Origin of the sequence: Aurantiacibacter flavus, assembly GCF_039710615.1 — a bacterium.
In the GTDB taxonomy this organism is placed as follows: domain Bacteria; phylum Pseudomonadota; class Alphaproteobacteria; order Sphingomonadales; family Sphingomonadaceae; genus Alteraurantiacibacter; species Alteraurantiacibacter flavus.
This window is the reverse complement of the sequence record NZ_JBDLBR010000001.1, coordinates 242,101-262,768: the sequence shown is the minus strand read 5'-3', so window position 1 is coordinate 262,768 and position 20,668 is coordinate 242,101. Positions and strand designations below refer to the sequence as shown.

General features: G+C 65.0%; 20 protein-coding genes and 1 tRNA gene. 10 read left to right on the top strand and 11 right to left on the bottom strand.

Annotation, left to right across the window (positions count from 1 at the left end):
• Positions 1-51: 51 nt before the first annotated feature.
• Complete coding sequence (ctaD, locus tag ABDJ38_RS01095) at positions 52-1,767, bottom strand: cytochrome c oxidase subunit I (RefSeq protein ID WP_346783228.1); 1,716 nt, start codon at positions 1,765-1,767, stop codon at positions 52-54.
• 38 nt (positions 1,768-1,805) lie between these two features.
• Entirely contained in the window at positions 1,806-2,903 is a 1,098-nt protein-coding gene (gene coxB, locus ABDJ38_RS01090) for a cytochrome c oxidase subunit II (RefSeq protein WP_346783227.1), read from the bottom strand.
• Between the two features lie 195 nt (positions 2,904-3,098).
• On the opposite strand from coxB, the gene pyrE reads away from it, so the two are divergent.
• From pyrE to ruvX, 7 genes are all read left to right on the top strand, one after another.
• Positions 3,099-3,677 (top strand): orotate phosphoribosyltransferase, encoded by a 579-nt coding sequence (gene pyrE, locus ABDJ38_RS01085; protein ID WP_346783226.1) that lies wholly within the window; start codon positions 3,099-3,101, stop codon positions 3,675-3,677.
• Positions 3,678-3,679: 2 nt separating this feature from the next.
• Positions 3,680-4,441: a pyridoxine 5'-phosphate synthase gene (locus ABDJ38_RS01080; protein ID WP_346783225.1), complete on the top strand. Its 762-nt coding sequence runs from the start codon at positions 3,680-3,682 to the stop codon at positions 4,439-4,441.
• Between the two features lie 67 nt (positions 4,442-4,508).
• Positions 4,509-4,910, top strand: a complete 402-nt coding sequence (gene acpS, locus ABDJ38_RS01075) for a holo-ACP synthase (protein WP_346783224.1) — start codon at positions 4,509-4,511, stop codon at positions 4,908-4,910.
• Positions 4,907-5,776: a signal peptidase I gene (lepB, locus tag ABDJ38_RS01070; protein ID WP_346783223.1), complete on the top strand. Its 870-nt coding sequence runs from the start codon at positions 4,907-4,909 to the stop codon at positions 5,774-5,776. The genes acpS and lepB overlap by 4 nt, the downstream gene beginning before the upstream one ends.
• Positions 5,777-5,779: 3 nt before the next feature.
• Positions 5,780-6,886, top strand: a complete 1,107-nt coding sequence (locus ABDJ38_RS01065; protein WP_346783222.1) for an AI-2E family transporter — start codon at positions 5,780-5,782, stop codon at positions 6,884-6,886.
• 34 nt (positions 6,887-6,920) lie between these two features.
• Positions 6,921-8,075, top strand: a complete 1,155-nt coding sequence (locus ABDJ38_RS01060) for a DUF3089 domain-containing protein (protein ID WP_346783221.1) — start codon at positions 6,921-6,923, stop codon at positions 8,073-8,075.
• Entirely contained in the window at positions 8,054-8,551 is a 498-nt protein-coding gene (ruvX, locus tag ABDJ38_RS01055) for a Holliday junction resolvase RuvX (RefSeq protein WP_346783220.1), read from the top strand. The genes ABDJ38_RS01060 and ruvX overlap by 22 nt, the downstream gene beginning before the upstream one ends.
• On the opposite strand, the gene ABDJ38_RS01050 is transcribed toward ruvX, so the two are convergent.
• The 4 genes from ABDJ38_RS01050 to argH are packed head-to-tail and all read right to left on the bottom strand — an operon-like array spanning position 8,548 to position 12,226.
• Positions 8,548-9,327, bottom strand: coding sequence for a precorrin-2 dehydrogenase/sirohydrochlorin ferrochelatase family protein (locus ABDJ38_RS01050; RefSeq protein WP_346783218.1), 780 nt, complete (start codon positions 9,325-9,327; stop codon positions 8,548-8,550). The genes ruvX and ABDJ38_RS01050 overlap by 4 nt on opposite strands.
• Positions 9,328-9,335: 8 nt before the next feature.
• Positions 9,336-10,604 (bottom strand): diaminopimelate decarboxylase, encoded by a 1,269-nt coding sequence (lysA, locus tag ABDJ38_RS01045; RefSeq protein WP_346783217.1) that lies wholly within the window; start codon positions 10,602-10,604, stop codon positions 9,336-9,338.
• A gap of 6 nt (positions 10,605-10,610) precedes the next feature.
• Positions 10,611-10,853: a hypothetical protein gene (locus ABDJ38_RS01040; RefSeq protein ID WP_346783216.1), complete on the bottom strand. Its 243-nt coding sequence runs from the start codon at positions 10,851-10,853 to the stop codon at positions 10,611-10,613.
• Positions 10,850-12,226, bottom strand: coding sequence for an argininosuccinate lyase (argH, locus tag ABDJ38_RS01035; protein ID WP_346783901.1), 1,377 nt, complete (start codon positions 12,224-12,226; stop codon positions 10,850-10,852). The genes ABDJ38_RS01040 and argH overlap by 4 nt, the downstream gene beginning before the upstream one ends.
• 19 nt (positions 12,227-12,245) lie before the next feature.
• Between argH and ABDJ38_RS01030 the strand changes: the two genes are divergently transcribed.
• Positions 12,246-12,827 (top strand): TlpA family protein disulfide reductase, encoded by a 582-nt coding sequence (locus ABDJ38_RS01030; RefSeq protein WP_346783215.1) that lies wholly within the window; start codon positions 12,246-12,248, stop codon positions 12,825-12,827.
• Here ABDJ38_RS01030 and ABDJ38_RS01025 read toward each other — a convergent pair.
• Positions 12,767-14,008, bottom strand: a complete 1,242-nt coding sequence (locus tag ABDJ38_RS01025) for an FAD-dependent oxidoreductase (protein ID WP_346783214.1) — start codon at positions 14,006-14,008, stop codon at positions 12,767-12,769. The two genes, ABDJ38_RS01030 and ABDJ38_RS01025, sit on opposite strands and share 61 nt — an antisense overlap.
• Positions 14,009-14,131: 123 nt before the next feature.
• On the opposite strand from ABDJ38_RS01025, the gene ABDJ38_RS01020 reads away from it, so the two are divergent.
• Positions 14,132-14,207 (top strand) — tRNA-Val (locus ABDJ38_RS01020).
• Between the two features lie 82 nt (positions 14,208-14,289).
• On the opposite strand, the gene ABDJ38_RS01015 is transcribed toward ABDJ38_RS01020, so the two are convergent.
• Together ABDJ38_RS01015 and ABDJ38_RS01010 are read right to left on the bottom strand one after the other, a co-directional pair.
• Positions 14,290-15,270, bottom strand: coding sequence for a winged helix DNA-binding protein (locus tag ABDJ38_RS01015; RefSeq protein WP_346783213.1), 981 nt, complete (start codon positions 15,268-15,270; stop codon positions 14,290-14,292).
• Between the two features lie 93 nt (positions 15,271-15,363).
• Positions 15,364-16,653, bottom strand: coding sequence for an adenylosuccinate synthase (locus ABDJ38_RS01010; protein ID WP_346783212.1), 1,290 nt, complete (start codon positions 16,651-16,653; stop codon positions 15,364-15,366).
• A gap of 365 nt (positions 16,654-17,018) precedes the next feature.
• Between ABDJ38_RS01010 and ABDJ38_RS01005 the strand changes: the two genes are divergently transcribed.
• On the top strand, positions 17,019-17,879 hold the full coding sequence (locus tag ABDJ38_RS01005) for an alpha/beta hydrolase (RefSeq protein WP_346783211.1): 861 nt from the start codon (positions 17,019-17,021) through the stop codon (positions 17,877-17,879).
• Here the strand turns inward: ABDJ38_RS01005 and ABDJ38_RS01000 are convergent.
• Both ABDJ38_RS01000 and serA read right to left on the bottom strand, forming a co-directional pair.
• Positions 17,876-18,982, bottom strand: coding sequence for an ATP phosphoribosyltransferase regulatory subunit (locus ABDJ38_RS01000; RefSeq protein ID WP_346783210.1), 1,107 nt, complete (start codon positions 18,980-18,982; stop codon positions 17,876-17,878). The two genes, ABDJ38_RS01005 and ABDJ38_RS01000, sit on opposite strands and share 4 nt — an antisense overlap.
• Positions 18,983-19,056: 74 nt before the next feature.
• Positions 19,057-20,640: a phosphoglycerate dehydrogenase gene (gene serA, locus ABDJ38_RS00995; protein WP_346783209.1), complete on the bottom strand. Its 1,584-nt coding sequence runs from the start codon at positions 20,638-20,640 to the stop codon at positions 19,057-19,059.
• Positions 20,641-20,668 lie beyond the last annotated feature (28 nt).

The window sequence follows — 20,668 nt, the reverse complement described above, 5'->3', positions numbered from 1 at the left end:
GCCCCGTTGCCGGCGCGCCCCTTCTGTTTGTCGTCAATCAGAAGGCGCGGCTCAGGCAGTCGCGGGCTTCGTCGAGATATGGTCGTCCGCGCTGTGATGATCCTCGATCACCGGCAGCGTTTCGAACTGGTGGAACGGCGGCGGGCTCGACAGGCTCCACTCGAGCGTCGTGGCGCCCTCGCCCCAGTAGTTGCCGGGAGCCTTCTTGCCGGCCACGAAGGCGTAGATGATGTTCAGGAAGAACACCCCAACCGACACCAGTGTGATGGCATAGCCGATGCTGGCCACGTAGTTCCACTCGGCATAGGCCGCGGTGAAATCCGGATAGCGGCGCGCCATGCCCTGCAGCCCGAGGAAGTGCATCGGGAAGAAGATCATGTTCACGCCGACGAAGAAGATCCAGAACTGGAGGTGCGACAGGAACTCCGAGTGCATCTTGCCGCTCATCTTCGGGAACCAGTAGTAGAACCCTGCGAACATCGAGGTCACCGCACCCAGCGACAGCACATAATGGAAGTGCGCCACCACGTAGTAGGTGTCGTGGAGGTTGTCGTCGATGCCGCCGTTGGCGAGCACGACGCCGGTCACACCGCCGACGGTGAACAGGAAGATGAAGCCCATCGCCCAGACCATCGGCGACTTGAACTGGATCGAACCGCCCCACATCGTCGCGATCCACGAGAATATCTTGATGCCGGTCGGCACCGCGATGACCATGGTTGCGGCGGTGAAGTACATCTTCGTGTTCACGTCGAGGCCGACCGTATACATGTGGTGCGCCCACACGATGAAGCCGACCACGCCGATCGCGACCATGGCATAGGCCATGCCGAGGTAACCGAACACCGGCTTGCGGCTGAAGGTCGCGATAATCTGCGAGATCATGCCGAAACCGGGCAGGATCATGATGTAGACCTCGGGGTGACCGAAGAACCAGAACAGGTGCTGGTACAGGATCGGGTCGCCGCCACCGGCCGGATCGAAGAAGGTGGTGCCGAAGTTACGGTCGGTGATCAGCATGGTGATCGCCGCAGCCAGAACCGGCAGTGCGAGCAGCAGCAGGAAGGCGGTAACCAGCACCGACCACACGAACAGCGGCATCTTGTGCAAGGTCATGCCCGGCGCGCGCATGTTGAAGATGGTGGTGATGAAGTTGGTGGCACCCAGGATCGAACCGGCACCGGCAAGGTGCAGCGAGAAGATCGCGAAGTCGACCGCCGGGCCGACCGAACCGCTTGTCGAAAGCGGGGCATAGACCGTCCAGCCCGTGCCAGCGCCCATACCGGTACCGCCGGGCACGAACAGCGAGAACAGCAACGAACAGAAGCCCGCCACGGTCAGCCAGAACGAGATATTGTTCATGCGCGGGAAGGCCATGTCGGGCGCGCCGATCATGATCGGCACGAACCAGTTTCCGAAGCCGCCGATCATGGCGGGCATGACCATGAAGAACACCATGATCAGGCCGTGCGCGGTGATCAGCACGTTCCACATGTGGCCTTGCTGGTCGAAGCTGGCGCCATCGCCACCGAGCATGTTCACCACGGTCCCCAGAACCTGCAGGCCCGGCTCGGCCAGCTCGGCGCGCATGATGCCCGAAATGCCGCCGCCGATGATACCCGCGATGATCGAGAAGATCAGGTAAAGGGTGCCGATATCCTTGTGGTTGGTCGACATGAACCAACGCGCGAAAAAGCCCGGCTTGTGATCGGCATCGTGATGATGCTCTTCGCCATGGGCCTGAAAGGTGTCTGCGGTGGTGGCCATTTCGATGCTACCCTAGCTTGCTATTCGTTTCGTTATAATTAGATGGTCGGCGCGATAGCGTCGGGCGCGACAGCTTCGGTGCCGACAGCCGGTGCCTCGTTGGCATTGGCATCGCCCTCGCCTGCGACAGCTTCTGCCTCGGCGGCAGCAGCCTCCGCAGCAGCGGCGGCCTCAAGCTCCGGCGTGGTGCCACCCGGCTGGCTGAGCACCCAGGCATTGAACTCTTCAAGCGGGCGCGCTTCGATGGCGATGGGCATGTAACCGTGACGTGCACCGCACAACTCCATGCACTGGCCGTAATAGATGCCCGGCTCCTGGATCGTCAGCACGCGCTCGTTGATGCGGCCCGGCACGGCGTCGATCTTGAACCACAGCGACGGGATACCGAACGAGTGGATCACGTCGGCGCCGAAGGTCTGCAACCGGATCGGCACGCCCACCGGCACCACCATACGGTTGTCCACCGCGAGCTGATGCGGCTCACCAGCAGAGAGCGCATCTTCGTCGCTCAGCATGTTCGAGATCACCTCGAAGCCGCCGTTGTCGACATATTCATAGCCCCAGTACCACTGGTAGCCATTGGCCTTGATCGTAATCGCGTCTTCCGGCGGACTTTTGTACTGGCGCGAGATCAGCGTGATCGACGGCACCGCGATGACGACGAGAATCAACACCGGAATAACGGTCCAGACGATCTCGATCAGCGTGTTGTGGCTGGTCTTCGAAGGCACCGTGTTCGAACGGCGATTGTATCGCGCGATCACCCACAACAGCAGCGCCAGAACGAACAGGCTGATCACCACGGTGATCGGCAGCAGGATCGCATCGTGCATCCACAAGGCATAGTTGCCGTTCGCGGTGTACTGATCCTGGAAGCCGAGACCGCCGGGAGTCGGCTGACCCTTGATCATATCCGGCCCGTAGTGCTCGAAAGCGGGCGCCGCCTCGGCAGCAGGCGCAGCCGTGTCAGCAGGAGCGGCATCGACCGGAGCCTCGATCGGCGCGGTGACGGCTTGATCCTGCGCAAAGACAGTTTGCGGAGAAGCAGTGAAAGAGACGGCCGCGACCAGCATGGTCAGGAAGGTGAGCGGCTTGCGGGCGATGTCGCCGAAAGTCATTGCGTCGAAGCTTTCCATTCTTTTGTAGCGCGCGAACCCTGAATCCAAGCCCCTGCGCACAGGCCTTCTTGCCCCTCAATGGGGCCTGTAAGGCGCGCCTATACGCCCGCTTGCCCCATGCCTCAAGCGCTTCTAGGGAATTTTTCAGGCCCCGGTGGAAACACCGGTCCAGTTGCAAATCGTTCGCACAAATAACAGGAAACGTCCCCCATCATGACACAAGACGAGGTCCTCGCCGAGTTCCGCGCCAGCGGCGCCTTGCTGGAGGGGCATTTTCGCCTCTCGTCGGGCCGCCACTCGGCACACTATCTGCAATGCGCGCGCGTGCTGATGAACCCCGACCGCGCGGCACGCCTTGCCATCGCCCTTGCCCAGCAGATCCCGCGCGATCTGCGCGCCAGCATCGATGCCGTGGTCTCGCCCGCAATGGGTGGCATCATAATAGGGCACGAAATGGGCCGCGCCTTGCAGAAAGACGCGATGTTCCTCGAGCGGCCCGAGGGCAAGTTCCACCTGAGGCGCGGATTCGCGCTAGAAAAGGGCGCAAAGGTGCTGATGGTGGAGGACGTGGTGACCACAGGCCTGTCCAGCCGCGAGGCGATTGCCGCGGTGGGAGAAGAGGGCGGCAAGGTGGTGGCCGAGGTTGCGCTGGTCGACCGCTCCAATGGCGAGGCCGACCTGGGCGTGCCGTTCTTCCCGCTCGTGGCGCTGAACTTCCCGACCTACGCGGAGGACGAGCTGCCCGACGAACTGGCCGAAATCCCCGTCACCAAGCCGGGGAGCCGCGCCTGACCATGGCCGAGTCGAACGTCCTCAATCCGGGCAAGCTGCGGCTTGGCGTGAACATCGATCATGTCGCGACCATCCGCAACGCGCGCGGCGGCGACCATCCCGACCCGGTCCGCGCGGCCGAGATCGTGGCCCGAGTCGGCGGCGACGGCATCACCGCGCACCTGCGCGAAGATCGCCGGCATATTCGCGACGAAGACATTCGCCGCATTCAGGACGCGACCGACCTGCCGCTCAATTTCGAGATGGCGGCGACCGACGAGATGCTCGCCATAGCCCTCGCCCACAAGCCGCACGCCGCCTGCATCGTCCCCGAAAAGCGGGAGGAGCGCACCACCGAAGGCGGGCTCGATGCGGCGGGGCTGCACAACCAGCTGGCGCCAATTGTCGGGCGCTTGCTTGACGCAGGCATCCGCGTCTCGCTGTTCGTCGAGGCCAGCGAGCGCCAGATCGAGGCCGCCTTGCGCCTTGGCGCACCGGTGGTCGAGTTCCATACGGGCGAATATGCCCATGCCGGGCTCGACGGGGATATCGAGAAGGTTGCACGCGAATTGAAACGCCTCAGTGACATGGCTGCCCTCGCCGCGAAGAACGGCATCGAGCCGCACGCCGGCCATGGCCTAACTTACGATAACGTGCAGCCGGTCGCCGCGATTCCCCAGCTCGCCGAGCTGAACATCGGGCACTATCTTATCGGAGAGGCAATCTTCTGTGGGCTCGAAGCGGCGGTGCTTCGGATGCGCGAACTGATGGACGACGCGCGGTGAGCCACACCCCCCACCACGAGAACAGCCCGAACCCGGATCAAGTCCGGGGCGACGAAAGTATCGCGTCGTGATTATCGGCCTCGGCTCCGACCTGTGCAACATCGAGCGCATCCAGAACTCGCTCGACCGCTTCGGTGAACGCTTCATCAATCGCGTCTTCACCGATATCGAGAATGCCAAGGCCGCCCGTCGACCCCACACGCAGGCCGGAACCTACGCCAAGCGATTCGCCGCCAAGGAAGCTTTTTCTAAGGCTGTCGGGACCGGGTTCAGTGCTGGCGTGTTCATGAAGGATATCGGGGTGGTGAATGCCCCCTCGGGTGCCCCCACCCTTGATCTGACCGGAGGGGCGGCGGCACGGCTTGCACAGCTGACCCCGGATGGACACCTTGTGAAGATACACTTGACCCTGACCGACGATCATCCATGGGCGCAAGCCTTCGTGATACTTGAGGCCTTTCCCGCATGAGCGACGCCACCACCTCCTCCTCATCCGACAAGACCGGCGAGAAAGAGAAAGTCGACTGGCTGGCCGAGATTCGCGGTCTTGCCTTGATGCTGCTGGCGGTGCTGGCCTTTCACACCTTCGTCGCCAAGCCGTTCTACATCCCCTCGGGCTCGATGATGCCCAACCTGCTGGTGGGTGACCGGCTGGTGGTGAGCAAGTGGCCCTATGGCTGGAGCTGGGTCTCGGCGAGCTTCCACCTGCTGCCCCGCGCCGACTGGCGCATTGCGCCCGGCACGCCCGAATATGGCGATATCGTCATCGCCGTTCCGCCGACCCATGCCGAAGACTATATCAAGCGCGTGGTCGCCCTTCCCGGCGACCGGATCGCCGTGGTCAACGGGCAGATCATCCTGAACGGCAAACCGGTGCCGCAGGCGGTCGAGCCGCCGGTGCGCCTGCCTGCCGACGAGGACGGACAGTGCGATGGCAGGGACTGCATGGCCGCCTTCGCCCCCTTTCGCGTGCAGCTGGAGGATGGCACCACGGTCTACGAGCCGCCAACCTACCGCGAGACGCTTCCCAACGGGGCCAGCTATCTGATCATCGACCACGAGAACCAGACCCTAGACAATATGCAAGTGATCACCGTGCCCGATGGCCACGTGTTTCTGATGGGCGACAACCGCGACCATTCTGCCGACAGCCGCGCGCCGATCTTTGCAAGCGGGCTCGGCGGGCCGGTGCCGCTGGCCAATGTCGGCGGGCGCGCCGAATTCATCACCTTCTCGCTTGACGGCAGCGCCAGCTACAATCCTCTGAGCTGGTTCTCCGCCCTGCGGCCCGACCGCGCATGGACCAGCCTGCGCCCGCAGAAGGACGGGGACTAGACCATGGCCCAGCGCGACAACGACGATCGGGAAATGGGAGCAAGCCCGGCGAGTATCACCAGCCCGGAACTCCGGTTCGAGGCCGCCCGGGCGCTCGTCTGGACCATCATCGTCGGCCTTGTGATCCTCGCGATCTATATCTCGCAAAGCCTGTTGGTGATTTTCGGTGCCATGGTCTTTGCCTCTATGATCGACGGTGGGGCCCGCCTGCTCGGACGGTGGCTGCCCATCGCCCGCCCGTGGCGCGTCACCATCGTGCTGGCGGGCGGAACCGGGTTTCTCGTCTGGCTATCGATGTATGCCGGCTCGCAAATTTCGCGCGAGGCAGCCGAACTGCCCGAGATCGTCGAACAGCAAGCGCGCGAGCTGTTTCTCTGGGCCAGGGGCCAGGGCTTCGAGATTGCACTCGACGACCTGAAGGGCATGGCAGGCCAAGCAATGGACGGCGTCGGCACCGTCACCCGCGCGCTGGGCGGGTTGCTGGGCGGACTGACGACCGTGGTCCTCATCCTCATCATCGGCGTCTATGTCGCTATCGAGCCGCGCCTTTACGAACGCGGGGTGGCCTGGATGCTGCCCCGCACCCGGCGCGAGGATTTCTATCTCACCGCCGAGCGCATGGGCTATACCATGCGGCGGCTGATGTTTGGCCGCATCGTGGGAATGGTGGTCGAAGGTATCTTCACCTATTTCATGCTGATGCTTTACGGCGTGGTAACGGGCGACGCGATCCCCATGCCTGCCCTGCTTGCCATCCTAACAGGCTTGCTCGCCTTCATTCCCAACATCGGCGCGGTGGTCTCAGGCGTGCTGATGGTGTTGGTGGGCTTCTCGGGCGGCACCGAGATGGGGATTTACACCATCGTCGTCTATTTCCTGGTGCAGAATATCGACGGGTACATCGTGATCCCGATGATCGCCAAGAAAACGGTCGATCTGGCTCCGGCGCTGGTGTTGGGAATGCAGCTGATCATGGGCATCCTGTTCGGCATCCTCGGCCTGTTCCTGGCCGACCCGCTGCTGGCCATGATCAAGGTCGCGCTCGAACGGCGCAGCGAGCAGAACGCACGCGACGAAGCTGCTGTCTCCGGGGAGAGCGACCCTGCGTAAGTTCCTCTATTTTATCGTATTCGGCATCGTCTTTGTGGCCGCAGTTCTGTTTGGCCTGCGCATCTACGCCGACGATGTCACCAAGATCGCGTTGGTCCCGGATAGCGAGTTCGAGGCTCAGGCACCGCTTGAGCAAATCGCCTACCACGATCCCGCGATGTGGTTCAGCCGCCCCGGCCTCGCGATTGAGGATGACCCCGCGCGCTGGCAACCCGGCGAGGCCGCCGCGACCGATGGCGAATCGGAGACAGAGCCGGAGGAACGTCCCGAGACGCCCAGTCCCGCTGCGGCTCCGGTGCAAGCGGCGGGTGACACCACCCCGGCCTTCGCCGTGTTCTTCATCCACCCCACCAGCTATCTCGATCGCGCGCACTGGAATGCCCCGCTAGACCACGAGGAATCGCAGCGGCGCGCCCGGCTGATGGTGCGCGGAATGGCCAGCGCCTTCAACGACGCCAGCGAGATCTGGGCTCCGCGCTATCGCCAGGCCACCTTCGGCGCCTTCCTCACCGACGCCCCCGAGGCACAGCAAGCGCTCGATGCGGCTTACGCCGACCTCAGCCAGGCCTTCGACTTCTTCCTCGAAAGCATCGCCCCCGACGTGCCAATCATCCTCGCCGGACACAGCCAGGGCGGCCTGCACATTACTCGCCTACTGACCGACCGCGTTATCGGGACGCCGTTGCAGGAGCGAATCGCTGCCGCCTATCCGATCGGCTGGCCGATTTCGCTGGAACACGATCTGCCACTGCTTGGCCTGCCCGCCTGCGCCAGCCCCGATCAGCCTGCCTGCATCAGCGACTGGGTGAGCTTTGCCGAACCGGCCGAGCCTGGCCTGCTGCTCACCCGCTACGAAACCACCCCGGGGCTCGACGGGCAAAGCCGCGTGGGCAGCCCGATCCTCTGCGTGAACCCGCTCACCGGAAGCGCGGGCGGAGATGCGGCAGCCAGCGCCAACATCGGCACACTGGTGCCCAATTCCGACCTTTCCGATGGCGAGCTGGTATCCGCTGCCGTGGGCGCGCGGTGCGATGCCAACGGTCTGCTGCTGATCGGCGAGCCCGTCGACATGGGGCAGTACGTGCTGCCCGGCAACAACTACCACGTCTACGACATCCCGTTGTTCTGGGCGAACCTCAAGGCCGACGTCGTGCGTCGGGTGCAAGCATGGCAGCAAGCGCGCTCGTAACCGAAGAGGCTCCCGCCTTCCGCGAGGCGCTGGGCGATGGCGGGGTGCTGCTCGGGCTCGACCTCGGCACCAAGACCATCGGCACCGCGCTGTGCGACGCGCGCTGGACCTTCGCAACGGCGGGAAAGACCCTGCCGAAGGGCAAGTTCGGCCGTGACCGCGCTGCGCTGGCCGACCTGTGCGCCGCCCGCTCGGTGGTGGGCGTGGTGATCGGCCTGCCGCTCAACATGGATGGCAGCGCGGGGCCACGCGTGCAGGCCAGCCGTGCTTTTGCGCGCAATCTGGCGCAGATGTCCGAGCAGGGGCTCGGGCTGCCGGTGCTGCTGTGGGACGAGCGCTGGTCCACCACCAGCGCCGAGCGGGCGATGATCGACCAGGATTTCAGCCGCGCCAAGCGCGCCGAGCGCATCGACAGCCACGCCGCCGCGATCATCCTGCAAGCAGCTATCGACCGGCTGGCGGGCGGAATGTTCTAAGCTCGGCGCACAATCACTACGAGCCCCGCAGGCATCTCGCCATCGTAGGGCAAGGCAAACCGGACCGCATCGGCGCGTGCGCGAACCAACACTTCTTCACTAACCTTCGGATCGGCGATCACCGCATCGGCCATCCCGAGCAGACGCGCCTGACGCAGCGTGAGGTCATCGGGATCGTCGCTCACAACCGTAAATTCATGCACTGCGGGCGCGGCAGCCTCGCCACCAGCGGCCAGCCATTCCCCAAGCCGCTCCGCACTGCCCGAATCGAGGGGATCAAGCACTCCACCCTCGCCCAGCGCCGCGTCGAGCGCACGGCGGCGCTCGGCAGACTCGGGAAAGACCTTGCGCAAGGCACCGCGCGCCTCGGCCAGCCCTTGCGCCAGCTTTCCGAGCGACGGCGGCAACAGAGCCTCGAGCCGCAAGCGCAGGTGCTTGGCCAGCCCCGCCGACGCGCCCGAAGTGCCGACCGCAATCAGCACCGGATCGCGCTCCAGCAGGCTCGGTGTGGTGAAGTCGCACCAGTCGGGCTTGTCGACCACGTTGACCAGCAGCCCGGCGCCGCGCAGCCGCAGGGCATCGGCCTCGCACCGCGCCTCATCCTCGTGGGCGACAAAGGCCAGCCGCGCGCCCTCGTCGATTCCCCGCTGGAGATCGGAAATCACCCTGCCACCCGCACGTTCCACGAGACGCGCCTTGGGCACCGCAGCCTCGCCCTCGCCCAGCACGATCACCGGCTGACCGGAAATACGGTGGAAGAGCGGGAGCGAGCGCATCGGCAGCCCTAGCGCTTCAGGAAGTCGGGCACGCGCTCGGCAGCGGTGATCGCTTCGGGCAGGATGCGGTCGGCAACAACGGCGAATTCCTCGCCGTCGACCATCACCTCGGCCACGAACCCGCGCGAGTTGTAGGAACTCGCCATGGTCGCGCCATAGGCTCCGGCGGTGCGGAACACGGCAAGATCGCCCGGTCCGACCGCTTCGATCTCGCGCCCGGTGGCGAAGGTGTCGCCGGTCTCGCAGATCGGGCCGACGATGTTCGCCACCATCCGCGCGCCGCTGGGTCGCACGGCGTCGAAATCGTGCCAGGCACCGTAAAGCGAGGGCCGCGCCAGATCGTTCATCGCCGCATCGACGATCACGAACGGATCGCGGTTAGCATTGCGCTTCACGCGGATCACGCGGGTGAGCAGCACCCCGGCATTGCCCGCAATCACACGGCCCGGCTCGAACATGAGCGTCGCGTCCCAGCCCTTGGTGACACGGGCCACCATCGCGCCATAGTCTGCCGGGCTCGGGTAGGCCTCGCCCTTCTTGTAAGGCACACCAAGCCCGCCGCCGAGGTCCATATGGGTGACGGTGTCACCCGCCGCCCGAATCTCACCGAGCAGTTCGCCGAGCCGCAGGAAGGCCGCTTCGAGCGGAGCCAGTTCGGACAACTGGCTGCCGATGTGGACGGCAAGCCCGCGCATCTCCAGCCCCGGCAAGGCCGCAAGGCGCGCGTAGATCTCGCCCGCGCGGTCAATCGGCACGCCGAACTTGTTGTCCTTCTTGCCGGTCGAGATCTTCTCGTGGGTGCCCGCATCGATATCGGGGTTCACACGCAGCGCGCAGGGAGCTGTCACGCCCTTCTCCGCCGCGATCTGCGCCAGTTCGACGCCCTCTTCCTCGCTCTCGATGTTGAACTGGCCGATCTGTTCGTCGAGCCCCTTGGCCAGTTCGCGCGCGGTCTTGCCCACGCCAGAAAACACGATGTCGGCTGCCGGAATGCCCGCCGCGATGGCACGCGCCATCTCTCCGCCTGAAACCACGTCCGCTCCATAACCTTCGCGCCCGAGCAGGCTCAGCACGGCAAGGTTCGGGTTCGACTTCACGGCGAAGGCGATATGCGGCTTGCGCTCGAGCCCGGCGAGCCCCTCGCGGAAGACGCGGGCATGGCGCTCGAACGTGGCGCGCGAATAGACATAGACGGGCGTGCCGACCTCGTCCGCGATGCGGGCGAGCGGAACGTCCTCGGCGAACATCTCGCCGTTACGAAGCTGAAAATGATCCAATGTTTCTTACCCTTCGGGTGGGAGGTCGAACGGATCGTCCTCCCGTTCTTCGGATTCGCTGCGCAGTTCCACGCTGCGCTCGGGCACAGCCTGTGGGTCCACTGCCAGCAACTGACTGGAGGTGAGCGGCTCGCTCACGCCATAGGGCGCGGGCGGCAAGGCACGGCCGGGCGCGGGCTCAAGCTCGTTGCGCTGGCCGCAGGCGACAAGCGCAAGCGAGCCGGCAATCAGGAGTGCGGCGCGCCTCACGCGCCCATCCCCAGTGCCAATCGCGCCTCGGCCACGCGTTTTCGGACTTCGGCAGGCGCAGTGCCACCGTGCGAGCAGCGCGCGGCCACCGATGCCTCGACCGAGAGCGCCTTGTAGACGCGCTCGTCCACCCGGCCATCGATGGCCTGCAATTCGTCGAGCGACAGCTCGTCGAGCGCGCAGCCCTTGCTTTCGGCCAGCTTTACCGCCGCGCCGGTGATGTGATGCGCCTCGCGGAAAGGAATGTCTGCTTCGCGCACCAGCCAGTCGGCAAGGTCGGTCGCCGTGGCATAGCCGAGTTCCGCCGCCTGCCGCATCCGCTCGGTCTTGAAGGTGCTGTCAGCAATCATGCCGACCATCGCCGCGATGGAAAGGCCCAGCAGCCCGTGCGCCTCGAACACCGGCGGCTTGTCGTCTTGCATGTCCTTCGAATAGGCGAGCGGCAGGCCCTTCATCGTCACCATCAGCGACGTGAAACAACCCATGATCCGGCCGGCATGGCCGCGCACCAGCTCGGCGGCGTCGGGGTTTTTCTTCTGCGGCATGATCGAGGAGCCGGTAGAAAGACTATCCGCCATGCGCACGAAGCCGAAGGGCTGGCTCGCCCAGATCACGAACTCCTCCGCCAGCCGCGACAGGTGCAGGCTGCACTGGGTGGCGGCGGAGAGGTAGTCGAGCGCAAAGTCGCGGTCGGACACGGCATCGAGGCTGTTGTCGGTCGGGCTATCGAAGCCGAGCGCCTGGGCGGTCATATCGCGGTCAATCGGGAAGCCGGTGCCTGCCAGCGCGGCGCTGCCGAGCGGCGAGCGGTTGAGCCGGGCGCGCGCATCCTCGAAGCGCGATACGTCGCGGCTCGCCATCTCGTAATAGGCCATGAGGTGGTGGCCGAGCGTGACCGGCTGCGCGGTCTGCAGGTGGGTGAAACCGGGCATGATCGAGTCGGCATGGTTGCCCGCCTGTTCGACCAGCGCGCGGCGCAGGGCATCGAGCCCGGCGAGCGTCTCGTCGATGGCGTCGCGCACCCAGAGGCGGAAGTCGGTCGCCACCTGATCGTTGCGGCTGCGCGCAGTGTGCAGGCGGCCAGCCACCGGGCCGATCAGTTCGGCAAGGCGGCTCTCGGTGGTCATGTGGATATCTTCAAGGTCCCAGTTTTCGGGGACGCCACTGGCCTCATATTCTTCCGCGACCTTGTCGAGCCCGGCCAGAATAGTCTCGGCATCGGCACCAGAAACGATGTCCCGTGCACCAAGCATGGTGACATGAGCCTTGCTTGCGGCGATATCCTGTCGCCAAAGGGCCTTGTCGAACGGAATCGAGGCATTGATTTCACGCATGATTGCCGAAGGGCCTTCGGCAAACCGTCCGCCCCACATGGCGTTGGAGGAACTATCCTTGGTCAAACTGCGAAAATCCCCGGAATTGCTGGTGGCCTGCCTCGCGGCGCTGCTGGCCGGGTGCGATACCGGCGCAGAGCCAGACACGCAAGCTGCGAGCACCGAAGCGACTGACACCACGCTTACCGGAACGCTCGACCGCTCGCTGGCGGGTGATGAGGTGCCCGTGGTGACCGTGCGCCAGCCCGACGGCACCGAACTGGCCCTGGCCGAGACGGACGGGCAGCCTTTCCTGCTCAACCTGTGGGCGACATGGTGCGCGCCCTGCGTGATCGAGATGCCGTTGCTCGACGACATGGCAGACGAGCTGGGGGACACGGTGCGGGTTATAACAGTGAGCGAAGACCTGCGCGGGGCCGAAGCCGTCAAGCCGTTCTTCGCCGACCACGATTTCGCCGCGCTTGAACCGTGGATGGACCCCGACAACGCGCTCGCCTTCGCCTATGGCGGCGGCGCAGTGCTGCCGCTGACCATCCTGTACGATGCCGAGGGCAAGGAGGTGTGGCGAGTGATCGGTGCCTATGATTGGTCGACCGCTGAGGCACGCGAGGCGGTGCTGGAAGCGGCGAGCACCAAGTAGTCGGGCATCGCAAGGCCGAGCCGGGTGAGCGGATCGCCCGCCAGCCCCGCCACCAGATGCGCCTTCATTCGCGGACCCGGCCCTACGCGGGAGGCGGGGGCCAGCAGCAGGTCGCGCAAGATCGCAGGCCATGCGGCAGCAGACTGGAATGGCGGGGTGAAGGCCCAGGTGAGGGCCTGATAGAGCCGAACGTGCCACTGCCTGAGCGCAAGGAAGCGGGCCTTGCTGGCAGCGAGATCCTGCGCCTTCAGGGCGAGCACCAAGGCATAGGCATCGAGCAAGGCCATGTTCGCGCCCTGCCCCAGCTGCGGGCTCGCCGCATGCCAGGCGTCGCCAAGGTGAACCAGGCGCTCGCTGGGCGACTGGCGCGAGGTGCGATGGGCGTAGCGCGCGAACACAAGCTGGTCGGCCTCGCGCAATTGTTGGCGAAAGGCACAGCATTGCGGCCACAGTTGCTCCACCTCATCCCACCAGCGCGCCATGCCGCCCGCTTGCCATGCTGCATATTCGTCTGCCGTTAGCGACCAAAAGAAGGCCGCCCGCCCGACGCCGACTGGCAAGACGCCGACCATTCGCAAAGCCCGCTCGTAGCGCTGTTCGAGCAGGTCGCCGCAGAAAGGCGCGCCTTTCGGCAGTTCGACGTTCGCCCAAAGCGCGCCAAAAGGCAGCAGCGCATTGACAGGCGGCACCAGCGGTGAGCGCAGACCGAGCGCATCGACAACCAGATCGCGGCTCGCAGAGCGGCGGCCTTGCTCGTCTATCAGCACTGCCCCGCCTGCCTCTTCGGCAAACTGGCTGACGGCAAAGCCTGTCTCAATCGGAATGCGTTCGGCGAGCACTGCTTCGTACAAGATGCCAAACAAGTCCGCCCGGTGGATGCCAAGACCGAACACGCTCGCTCGCGGCAAATCCGAATAGGCAGCTTCGAGGACCGGTTCGCCCTCCCGGTTCAGCCCCAGCAAGCCAGTTACCGGCGCGCCCTTCGCCGTCATGCTCTCGGCGAGTCCCAGTTCGGCCAGGACTGCCATGCCAGTCGGCTGGATCATCAATCCGGAACCCACCGGCTGCGGCGCCGCGAAGCGTTCGTACAGACATACCCGGTGGCCTGCCCGCGACAGCAACAGCGCCGAGGCAAGACCTGAAATGCCGCACCCGGCAATGGCGATCGACAGTGGTTGCATCGCCGCGATGCCTAGCGAAGCCCCCTGCATTTCGCCAGTACGTCGCCAATCCCGCAGGGAACCTCTTTTCAGAACATAAACCTTCCGCTAAGCGCCGCTGCTCTATGGGGCTTATGGCCTCAGGGGCGGTTAGCTCAGTTGGTAGAGCATCTCGTTTACACCGAGAGGGTCGGCGGTTCGAGCCCGTCACCGCCCACCAGTTTTGACTAGGTGGATCCATCCAGAGGATGAATGCGCGTCAAAACTCCCGAGCGAAGCGCAGGGCACACGAGCCCATCCCCTCACACCATCTGCGCGGCCGCCTGGCCTAGTTCGTGGAAATAGCGCGCCATCGCATCGGACGACTTCTCGGTCAGCTGGATGAAGGCGCGGCGACGGTCGGTATCGTCCTCGAACCGTTCGAGCAGTCCAGCTTCGGTCATCTGCGAAATCCATCTGAGCGCCGTGGTCGGCGGAACGCTCGAGGCAATGCACAGCGAAGTCACCGACACCCGCAAATGCTCAGCCCTTGCGGCGGTCAGATCGAGCAGCATGTCCCAGGCCGGATCGGAGAAGAGGTCGCCATCGAAGAACCGCCCGCGCAGCTGGCGCTGCTGGATGATCCGGCGCACAAGACGCGGATCGGGGAGCGGCGGGCGTGTCGCGCGCACCGGCCCTTCGCCATTGCGCCGCCGCGAAGGCGCCGCAGATCCGAAACGGAAAACGCTTTCGCCAGAAGGCTTTGCCGTCGAATCCGGCGTCAGCATATCAATTCGTTCGGCAATGTGGCTGACCTGCTCGGTAATGCGCAGCAGGGTAAGCCGATCCTCCTCCGACAATTCGCGCACGCGCAGACCCGATAGATCGGCCAGCATCCGGCCCAGCGCAATCACCCGGTCCGCCCGGCGCGGATTGACGAGGATCTGCGGATGGCTCGTCGCGCAACAACCGTAAACCGCATCGAGCGCATCGACCGTGGTCGACACAATCAGCCGCGCCCCCGTTCGCCCTGCCCGCTCATCGAGCTGACTGAGCGCAGCATAGCCTGCCCCGTCGAGATCGGGGCAGTCGAGGAACACCAGTTCACCCAAGGGCCGCGGATCGGCATCGAGCAGCTCCGCCAGAGGGCCGCATTGGCGCAAGGCAAACCCCGCGATCTCCGCATCCTCGCGCAGATCATCGCGAATTTCCGCCCGATCCGAAAACACCGACAGCGCCAGCTTCATACCGGCGCTGTCAGCGGCCATTTCATAGGTGAAATCGATTAAGGCGGCTTGACCCATCTCTTCGCACTCCCCAGCGGTGAATGCGAACACAATGAGAACAAATCAGGGCCTTGTCAAGAATTCGTTAAGCATAAACCCCGAGGCCAGGAGTCAGTCGGCGAAGGGATCGCGCACCAGGATCGTATCTTCACGCTCGGGGCTGGTCGAAACGCTGGCCACCGGGCACTCAATCAGCTCTTCGATCCGGCGGATATATTTGATCGCCTGCGCCGGAAGATCGGCCCAACTGCGCGCGCCCACCGTGGTCCCTTCCCAGCCGTCGATCTCTTCATAGACCGGCTCCAACCGCGCCTGATCCTGCGCATTGGCGGGCAGGTAGTCGATCGGTTCGCCATCGAGCGTGTAGCCGGTGCAGATCTTGATCGTCTCGAACCCGTCGAGCACGTCGATCTTCGTCAGCGCAATGCCGGTCACGCCCGAGATAGCGCAGGTCTGCTTCACCAGCGCCGCGTCGAACCAGCCGCACCGACGCTTGCGCGCGGTGACGGTGCCGAACTCGTGCCCGCGTTCGCCCAGCCGCTGGCCGGTCTCGTCTTCCAGCTCCGTCGGGAACGGGCCGGAGCCCACGCGGGTGGTGTAGGCCTTGACGATCCCGAGGACGAAGCCCGCCGCGCCGGGCCCCATGCCCGAGCCGCTCGCCACCGTGCCCGAAACGGTGTTCGAGCTGGTCACGAAAGGATAGGTGCCGTGATCGACATCGAGCAGCACGCCCTGCGCGCCCTCGAACAGGATCTTGGCCCCGGCCTTCTTCACCTCGTTAAGCCGCTTCCACACCGGCTGCGCATACTGAAGCACGAACGGAGCGATTTCGCGCAGCTTGGCAAGCAGAGCGGACCGGTCGATCGGCGGTTCGCCGAACCCTGCGCGCAATGCATCATGGTGCGCACACAGGCGATCGAGCTGCGGCTCGAGTTCGTCGAGGTGCGAGAGGTCACACACGCGGATCGCGCGGCGGCCGACCTTGTCTTCATAGGCAGGGCCAATGCCGCGCCCGGTGGTGCCGATCTTGCCCTTGCCCGCAGCGGCCTCGCGCATCACGTCGAGCTCGCCGTGGACCGGCAGGATCAGCGGACAATTGTCGGCAATGCCGAAGTTGTCGGGCGTGATCGCGACGCCTTGGGCTTCAAGCCGCTCGATCTCGCTCTTCAGCGCCCACGGATCGAGTACCACGCCGTTGCCGACCAGGCTCAGCGTTCCGGTGACGATGCCCGATGGCAGCAGCGAGAGTTTATAGGTCTTATCGCCCACCACCAGCGTGTGGCCGGCATTGTGGCCGCCCTGAAAGCGCACCACCACATCGGCGCGCGTAGCCAGCCAGTCGACAATCTTGCCTTTGCCTTCGTCGCCCCACTGGGCGCCAATCACGGTTACGTTAGGCATGGATAGAGTCCTCCACCCTGCCAAGGAAATCCGGGACGCCCTTCGACAGGACTCGGCGAACGGATTGGACCAGTGGGGAGCGGCTCCCCGAATGCGGTGGCGTCTGTAGCCGGGCCTCCGGCCAAGTCAACACCAGCGCGCGAACTTGTCGAAGTTGACACCGTGCAATTGCGGGATCGAGATGTAATATACAGTTTTATCAAATTCTTGATCTCATTTCCTGAACTTGACACAAAACGCCAATTTACGGCGCGGATCGCCGCGCGCGCAACCATGAGAGGTTAGCCGCTCGTCGCCCTGTAGGAAAGCGCACTGCGTTCAGATTGGCCTTGCCACCGGCACTACCAAAGGGCAGCCCCCGCACCATGCCGAGCTTGCGCACCATCGCCAATGCCCTGCTGGGATACGGCCGCAGGGCGGAAGACCGCTCGGGCCCGCGCTTTCGCCAGCCGACCGCCACGCTGGCCTACGGCGAGCATCCGTTGCAGGCGCTGGACCTACACTCAGCGGGGGCGGACAAACGCCCGCTGCTGGCGTTCGTCCATGGCGGGGCCTGGCAGTTCGGCGACAAGACCCGGCGGCTGAAGGATGCGAAGGTGCCTTTTGCGCATGAGGAGCGCTGGCACTTCGCCGCGCTCAACTTCCGCATGGTGCCTGAGGTACCCGTTCGGACGATGGCCGAGGACATGGCGGCGGGGCTCGCCTTGCTGTTCGCGCAGGCCGACGACCTGGGCACCGACCGCCGCAAGATCGTGCTGATGGGCCATTCCTCCGGGGCGCACCTGGCCACTCTGGTGGCGAGCGATCCGAACTTGCTCGGCGCGCATGGCCTTGCGCCGGGCGATCTGGCTGGCGTGATCGCCCTCGACGGCGCGGCCTATGATCCGGGCGAACCGAGCACGGGATCGGGCCAACTCAGGAAGCGCTTTATCGATCCGGCCTTTGCCGGTGCCGACCTTGCCGCGCTCTCTCCGGTCGCGCAGTTCGAAGCGAGCGGTGAGCGCGTCCCTCCTTTCCTGATCCTGCACACAACCAATGGCTTTACGGGCAGGCAAGCGCGGCTGCTGGAACAGGCACTCAGCAGCTCCGGCGGGCGCGTGGAGCGTCACGCATTCCCGGGCACCAGCCCGCTCGCGCATATGCGGCTGAGCCGCTGGTTCGGGCGCGCAGGTTACGGGCCAACTGAAGTCGCCCGCAACTGGTTACAGGAAATCTTCGGCAATTAAAGCGGCTTGGCTTCGCTACCTACAAGCCGGTGCGAACAACCAAGTCTGGCGGGATCATCCTGCTCTGACAACGCAGCCACGGTCCGCTTACCCTTGGCGCGCAGCTTAGCGGCAACCGCCTCGTCATGGCCGAGCGGCAGGAACACCTTCTCTCCGATGCCTTCGTCCGCCTTCACCGCATCGACCAACTCTTCGGGGTAAAGCGAGAACCCGGTCGCCACTTCGCCGCTGCCGCCGATGCGGTAGGTGCCGCCCCGCCCCAGCTCGCCGCGCACGCCTTGCGCGTAGAGCGTGAAGCCGAACCAGCTTTGATACTCGAAGCCATGACGCTCGGTCGGGTCGAGCGTGAGGCGTGCACGTCCCTCGACCCGCGATGCGATCTGCGAGATCGCCTCGATCCGGCTGTCGAGCACGCCGCCCTTGTTCAGCGCATCGAGCCCGGCCAGCGCCTCGGGCAGCGCGCCGGTGGCGAACAGCAGCGGCAGATAGGCCTCGCCGCCCGCTTCGGTGAGCGCGCCTGCATCCTTCATGTCCAGCTCGCGCCGCACCGCCTCGCGGTCGGCCAGCCGCAGCGGGCCATCGGCGAGCACATCGATCAGGTCGGGCATGGTGAAATCGACCGAGATACCGGTGGCCCCGGCAGCTTCGAGCGCGGCAATCGCCAGTTCGACGATCTCGCTGGCGGCGGAAACCGAATCGGTGCCGATCAGCTCGGCGCCCAGTTGCAGGTTCTCGCGGCGCGGTTCGAGCGCGGTTCCGGCGATCTTCACCACCTGCCCGGCATAGCCGAGCCGCAGCGGACGCGGCGCTTTCACGAGCGAGGTGGCGGCGATGCGCCCGACCTGCACCGTAATATCGCCGCGCAGGGCCAGCGTGCGCAGGCTCTTGGGATCGACAAAGCGGAACATGTGGTTCCGGCTCACCCCGTCCATCCGCGCGGCGAGCGAGCGTTCGAACTCGATCAGCGGCGGGCGCACGCGGTCATATCCGTGCGCGGTGAGGGTATCGAGAATGGCCCGCTCGATGCGCGTGGCCGCAGAGGCGCTCTGGATCAGGCGGTCTTCGAGGCCTTCGGGCAGGAGGTCGGTGGTGCGGTCGGTCATGCAAGGCCCCCTAGCCACAATGTCATCCCGGCGGAAGGAAAACTAGGCCGGGATGACAGTTGCACCTGTGTGGCTTAGAAGTTGAGCGCCTTCACCAGCTTCACGCCCTGCAGTTTCTCCGCCGCAGCGATCACCTCAGCCGGGATCGGCGCGTCGACGCTCAGCAGAACGACCGCTTCGCCGCCGGTCTCGCGGCGACCAAGGTGGAAGGTGCCGATGTTGATGCCATGCTCACCCATCAGCGAGCCGACACGGCCGATGAAGCCGGGCGCATCCTCGTTGACGACATAGAGCATGTGGCCTTCGAGATCGGCCTCGATGCCAATGCCGAATATCTCCACCAGACGCGCGCCCTTGTCGGCGAACAGCGTGCCGGCCACCGAACGCGGGCCCGCACTGGTCGCCACGGTCACGCGCAGCAGCGTGCTGTAAACGCCCTCACCCTCATAGCGGACCGAACGTACCTGCAACCCGCGCTCTTTCGCGAGATAGGGTGCGTTGACCATGTTCACCGTGTCCGAATAGTGGCGCATGAAGCCCGCCAGCACCGCGCCTTCGATCGGCTTGCCGTTGAGGTCGGCCGCAGCGCCCGAACGCTCGATGCTGATTTCGGTGAGGTTGCCGTGGGCGAGCTGGCTCACCAACGAACCCAGCTTCTCGGCCAGCGCCATGTAGGGGCGCAGCTTCGGCGCTTCCTCGGCGCTGAGCGAAGGCATGTTGAGCGCGTTGGTGACACCGCCGTTGACGAGATAGTCGGCCATCTGTTCGGCCACCTGCAGAGCCACGTTGACCTGCGCTTCGGTGGTCGAGGCGCCGAGGTGCGGGGTGCAGATGAAGTTCGGAGTGCCGAACAGCGGGTGCTCCTTGGCGGGTTCCTTGGCGAACACGTCGAGCGCGGCACCGGCAATGTGGCCGCTGTCGAGCAGGTCCTTCAGCGCCGCTTCGTCGACCAGGCCGCCGCGCGCGCAGTTCACAATCCGCACGCCCTTCTTGCACTGCTCGAGCCGCTCGCGGCTGAGGATGTTGCGGGTCTCGTCGGTCAGCGGGGTGTGCAGCGTGATGAAGTCCGCCTTTTCGAGCAGGGTGCCGAGGTCGGCCTTCTCAACGCCCATCTCGATGGCGCGCTCGGGCGTCAGGAACGGATCGTAGGCGACGACCTTCATCTTCAGGCCCAGCGCGCGGCTGGCGACGATCGAGCCGATGTTGCCCGCTCCGATCAGGCCGAGCGTCTTGCCGGTCAGCTCGACGCCCATGAAGTCGTTCTTCGGCCATTCGCCCTTTTGCGTGCGCTCGTTGGCAGCCGGGATCTGGCGGGCCACGGCGAACATCAGCGCGACGGCGTGTTCGGCGGTGGTGATCGAATTGCCGAACGGGGTGTTCATCACCACCACGCCCTGCGCGCTTGCCGCCGGGATATCGACGTTGTCGACACCGATACCGGCGCGGCCGATCACCTTGAGATTGGTCGCGGCGGCGAGAATTTCAGGCGTAACCTTGGTCGAGCTGCGGATCGCGAGGCCATCGTACTGACCGATCATGGCCTTCAGCTCTTCGGGCGTCTTGCCGGTGATGACATCGACGTCGCAGCCGCGCTCTTCGAAGATCTTGGCGGCGTTGGGATCCATCTTGTCGGAAATGAGGACTTTGGGCTTGGTCACAATAGTGCTCCTGTCGCAGGAAATATCG

What these genes read in the sequence shown, in the direction of transcription:
- coxB (WP_346783227.1), bottom strand. Translation starts at nt 2,903, where the DNA reads ATGGAAAGCTTCGACGCAATGACTTTCGGCGACATCGCCCGCAAGCCG.
- ABDJ38_RS01005 (WP_346783211.1), top strand. Translation starts at nt 17,019, where the DNA reads ATGCCGAGCTTGCGCACCATCGCCAATGCCCTGCTGGGATACGGCCGC.
- ABDJ38_RS01000 (WP_346783210.1), bottom strand. Translation starts at nt 18,982, where the DNA reads ATGACCGACCGCACCACCGACCTCCTGCCCGAAGGCCTCGAAGACCGC.
- ruvX (WP_346783220.1), top strand. Translation starts at nt 8,054, where the DNA reads ATGGCAGCAAGCGCGCTCGTAACCGAAGAGGCTCCCGCCTTCCGCGAG.
- ABDJ38_RS01010 (WP_346783212.1), bottom strand. Translation starts at nt 16,653, where the DNA reads ATGCCTAACGTAACCGTGATTGGCGCCCAGTGGGGCGACGAAGGCAAA.
- pyrE (WP_346783226.1), top strand. Translation starts at nt 3,099, where the DNA reads ATGACACAAGACGAGGTCCTCGCCGAGTTCCGCGCCAGCGGCGCCTTG.
- ABDJ38_RS01050 (WP_346783218.1), bottom strand. Translation starts at nt 9,327, where the DNA reads ATGCGCTCGCTCCCGCTCTTCCACCGTATTTCCGGTCAGCCGGTGATC.
- ABDJ38_RS01025 (WP_346783214.1), bottom strand. Translation starts at nt 14,008, where the DNA reads ATGCAACCACTGTCGATCGCCATTGCCGGGTGCGGCATTTCAGGTCTT.
- argH (WP_346783901.1), bottom strand. Translation starts at nt 12,226, where the DNA reads ATGTGGGGCGGACGGTTTGCCGAAGGCCCTTCGGCAATCATGCGTGAA.
- ABDJ38_RS01080 (WP_346783225.1), top strand. Translation starts at nt 3,680, where the DNA reads ATGGCCGAGTCGAACGTCCTCAATCCGGGCAAGCTGCGGCTTGGCGTG.
- lepB (WP_346783223.1), top strand. Translation starts at nt 4,907, where the DNA reads ATGAGCGACGCCACCACCTCCTCCTCATCCGACAAGACCGGCGAGAAA.
- ABDJ38_RS01065 (WP_346783222.1), top strand. Translation starts at nt 5,780, where the DNA reads ATGGCCCAGCGCGACAACGACGATCGGGAAATGGGAGCAAGCCCGGCG.
- ctaD (WP_346783228.1), bottom strand. Translation starts at nt 1,767, where the DNA reads ATGGCCACCACCGCAGACACCTTTCAGGCCCATGGCGAAGAGCATCAT.
- ABDJ38_RS01015 (WP_346783213.1), bottom strand. Translation starts at nt 15,270, where the DNA reads ATGGGTCAAGCCGCCTTAATCGATTTCACCTATGAAATGGCCGCTGAC.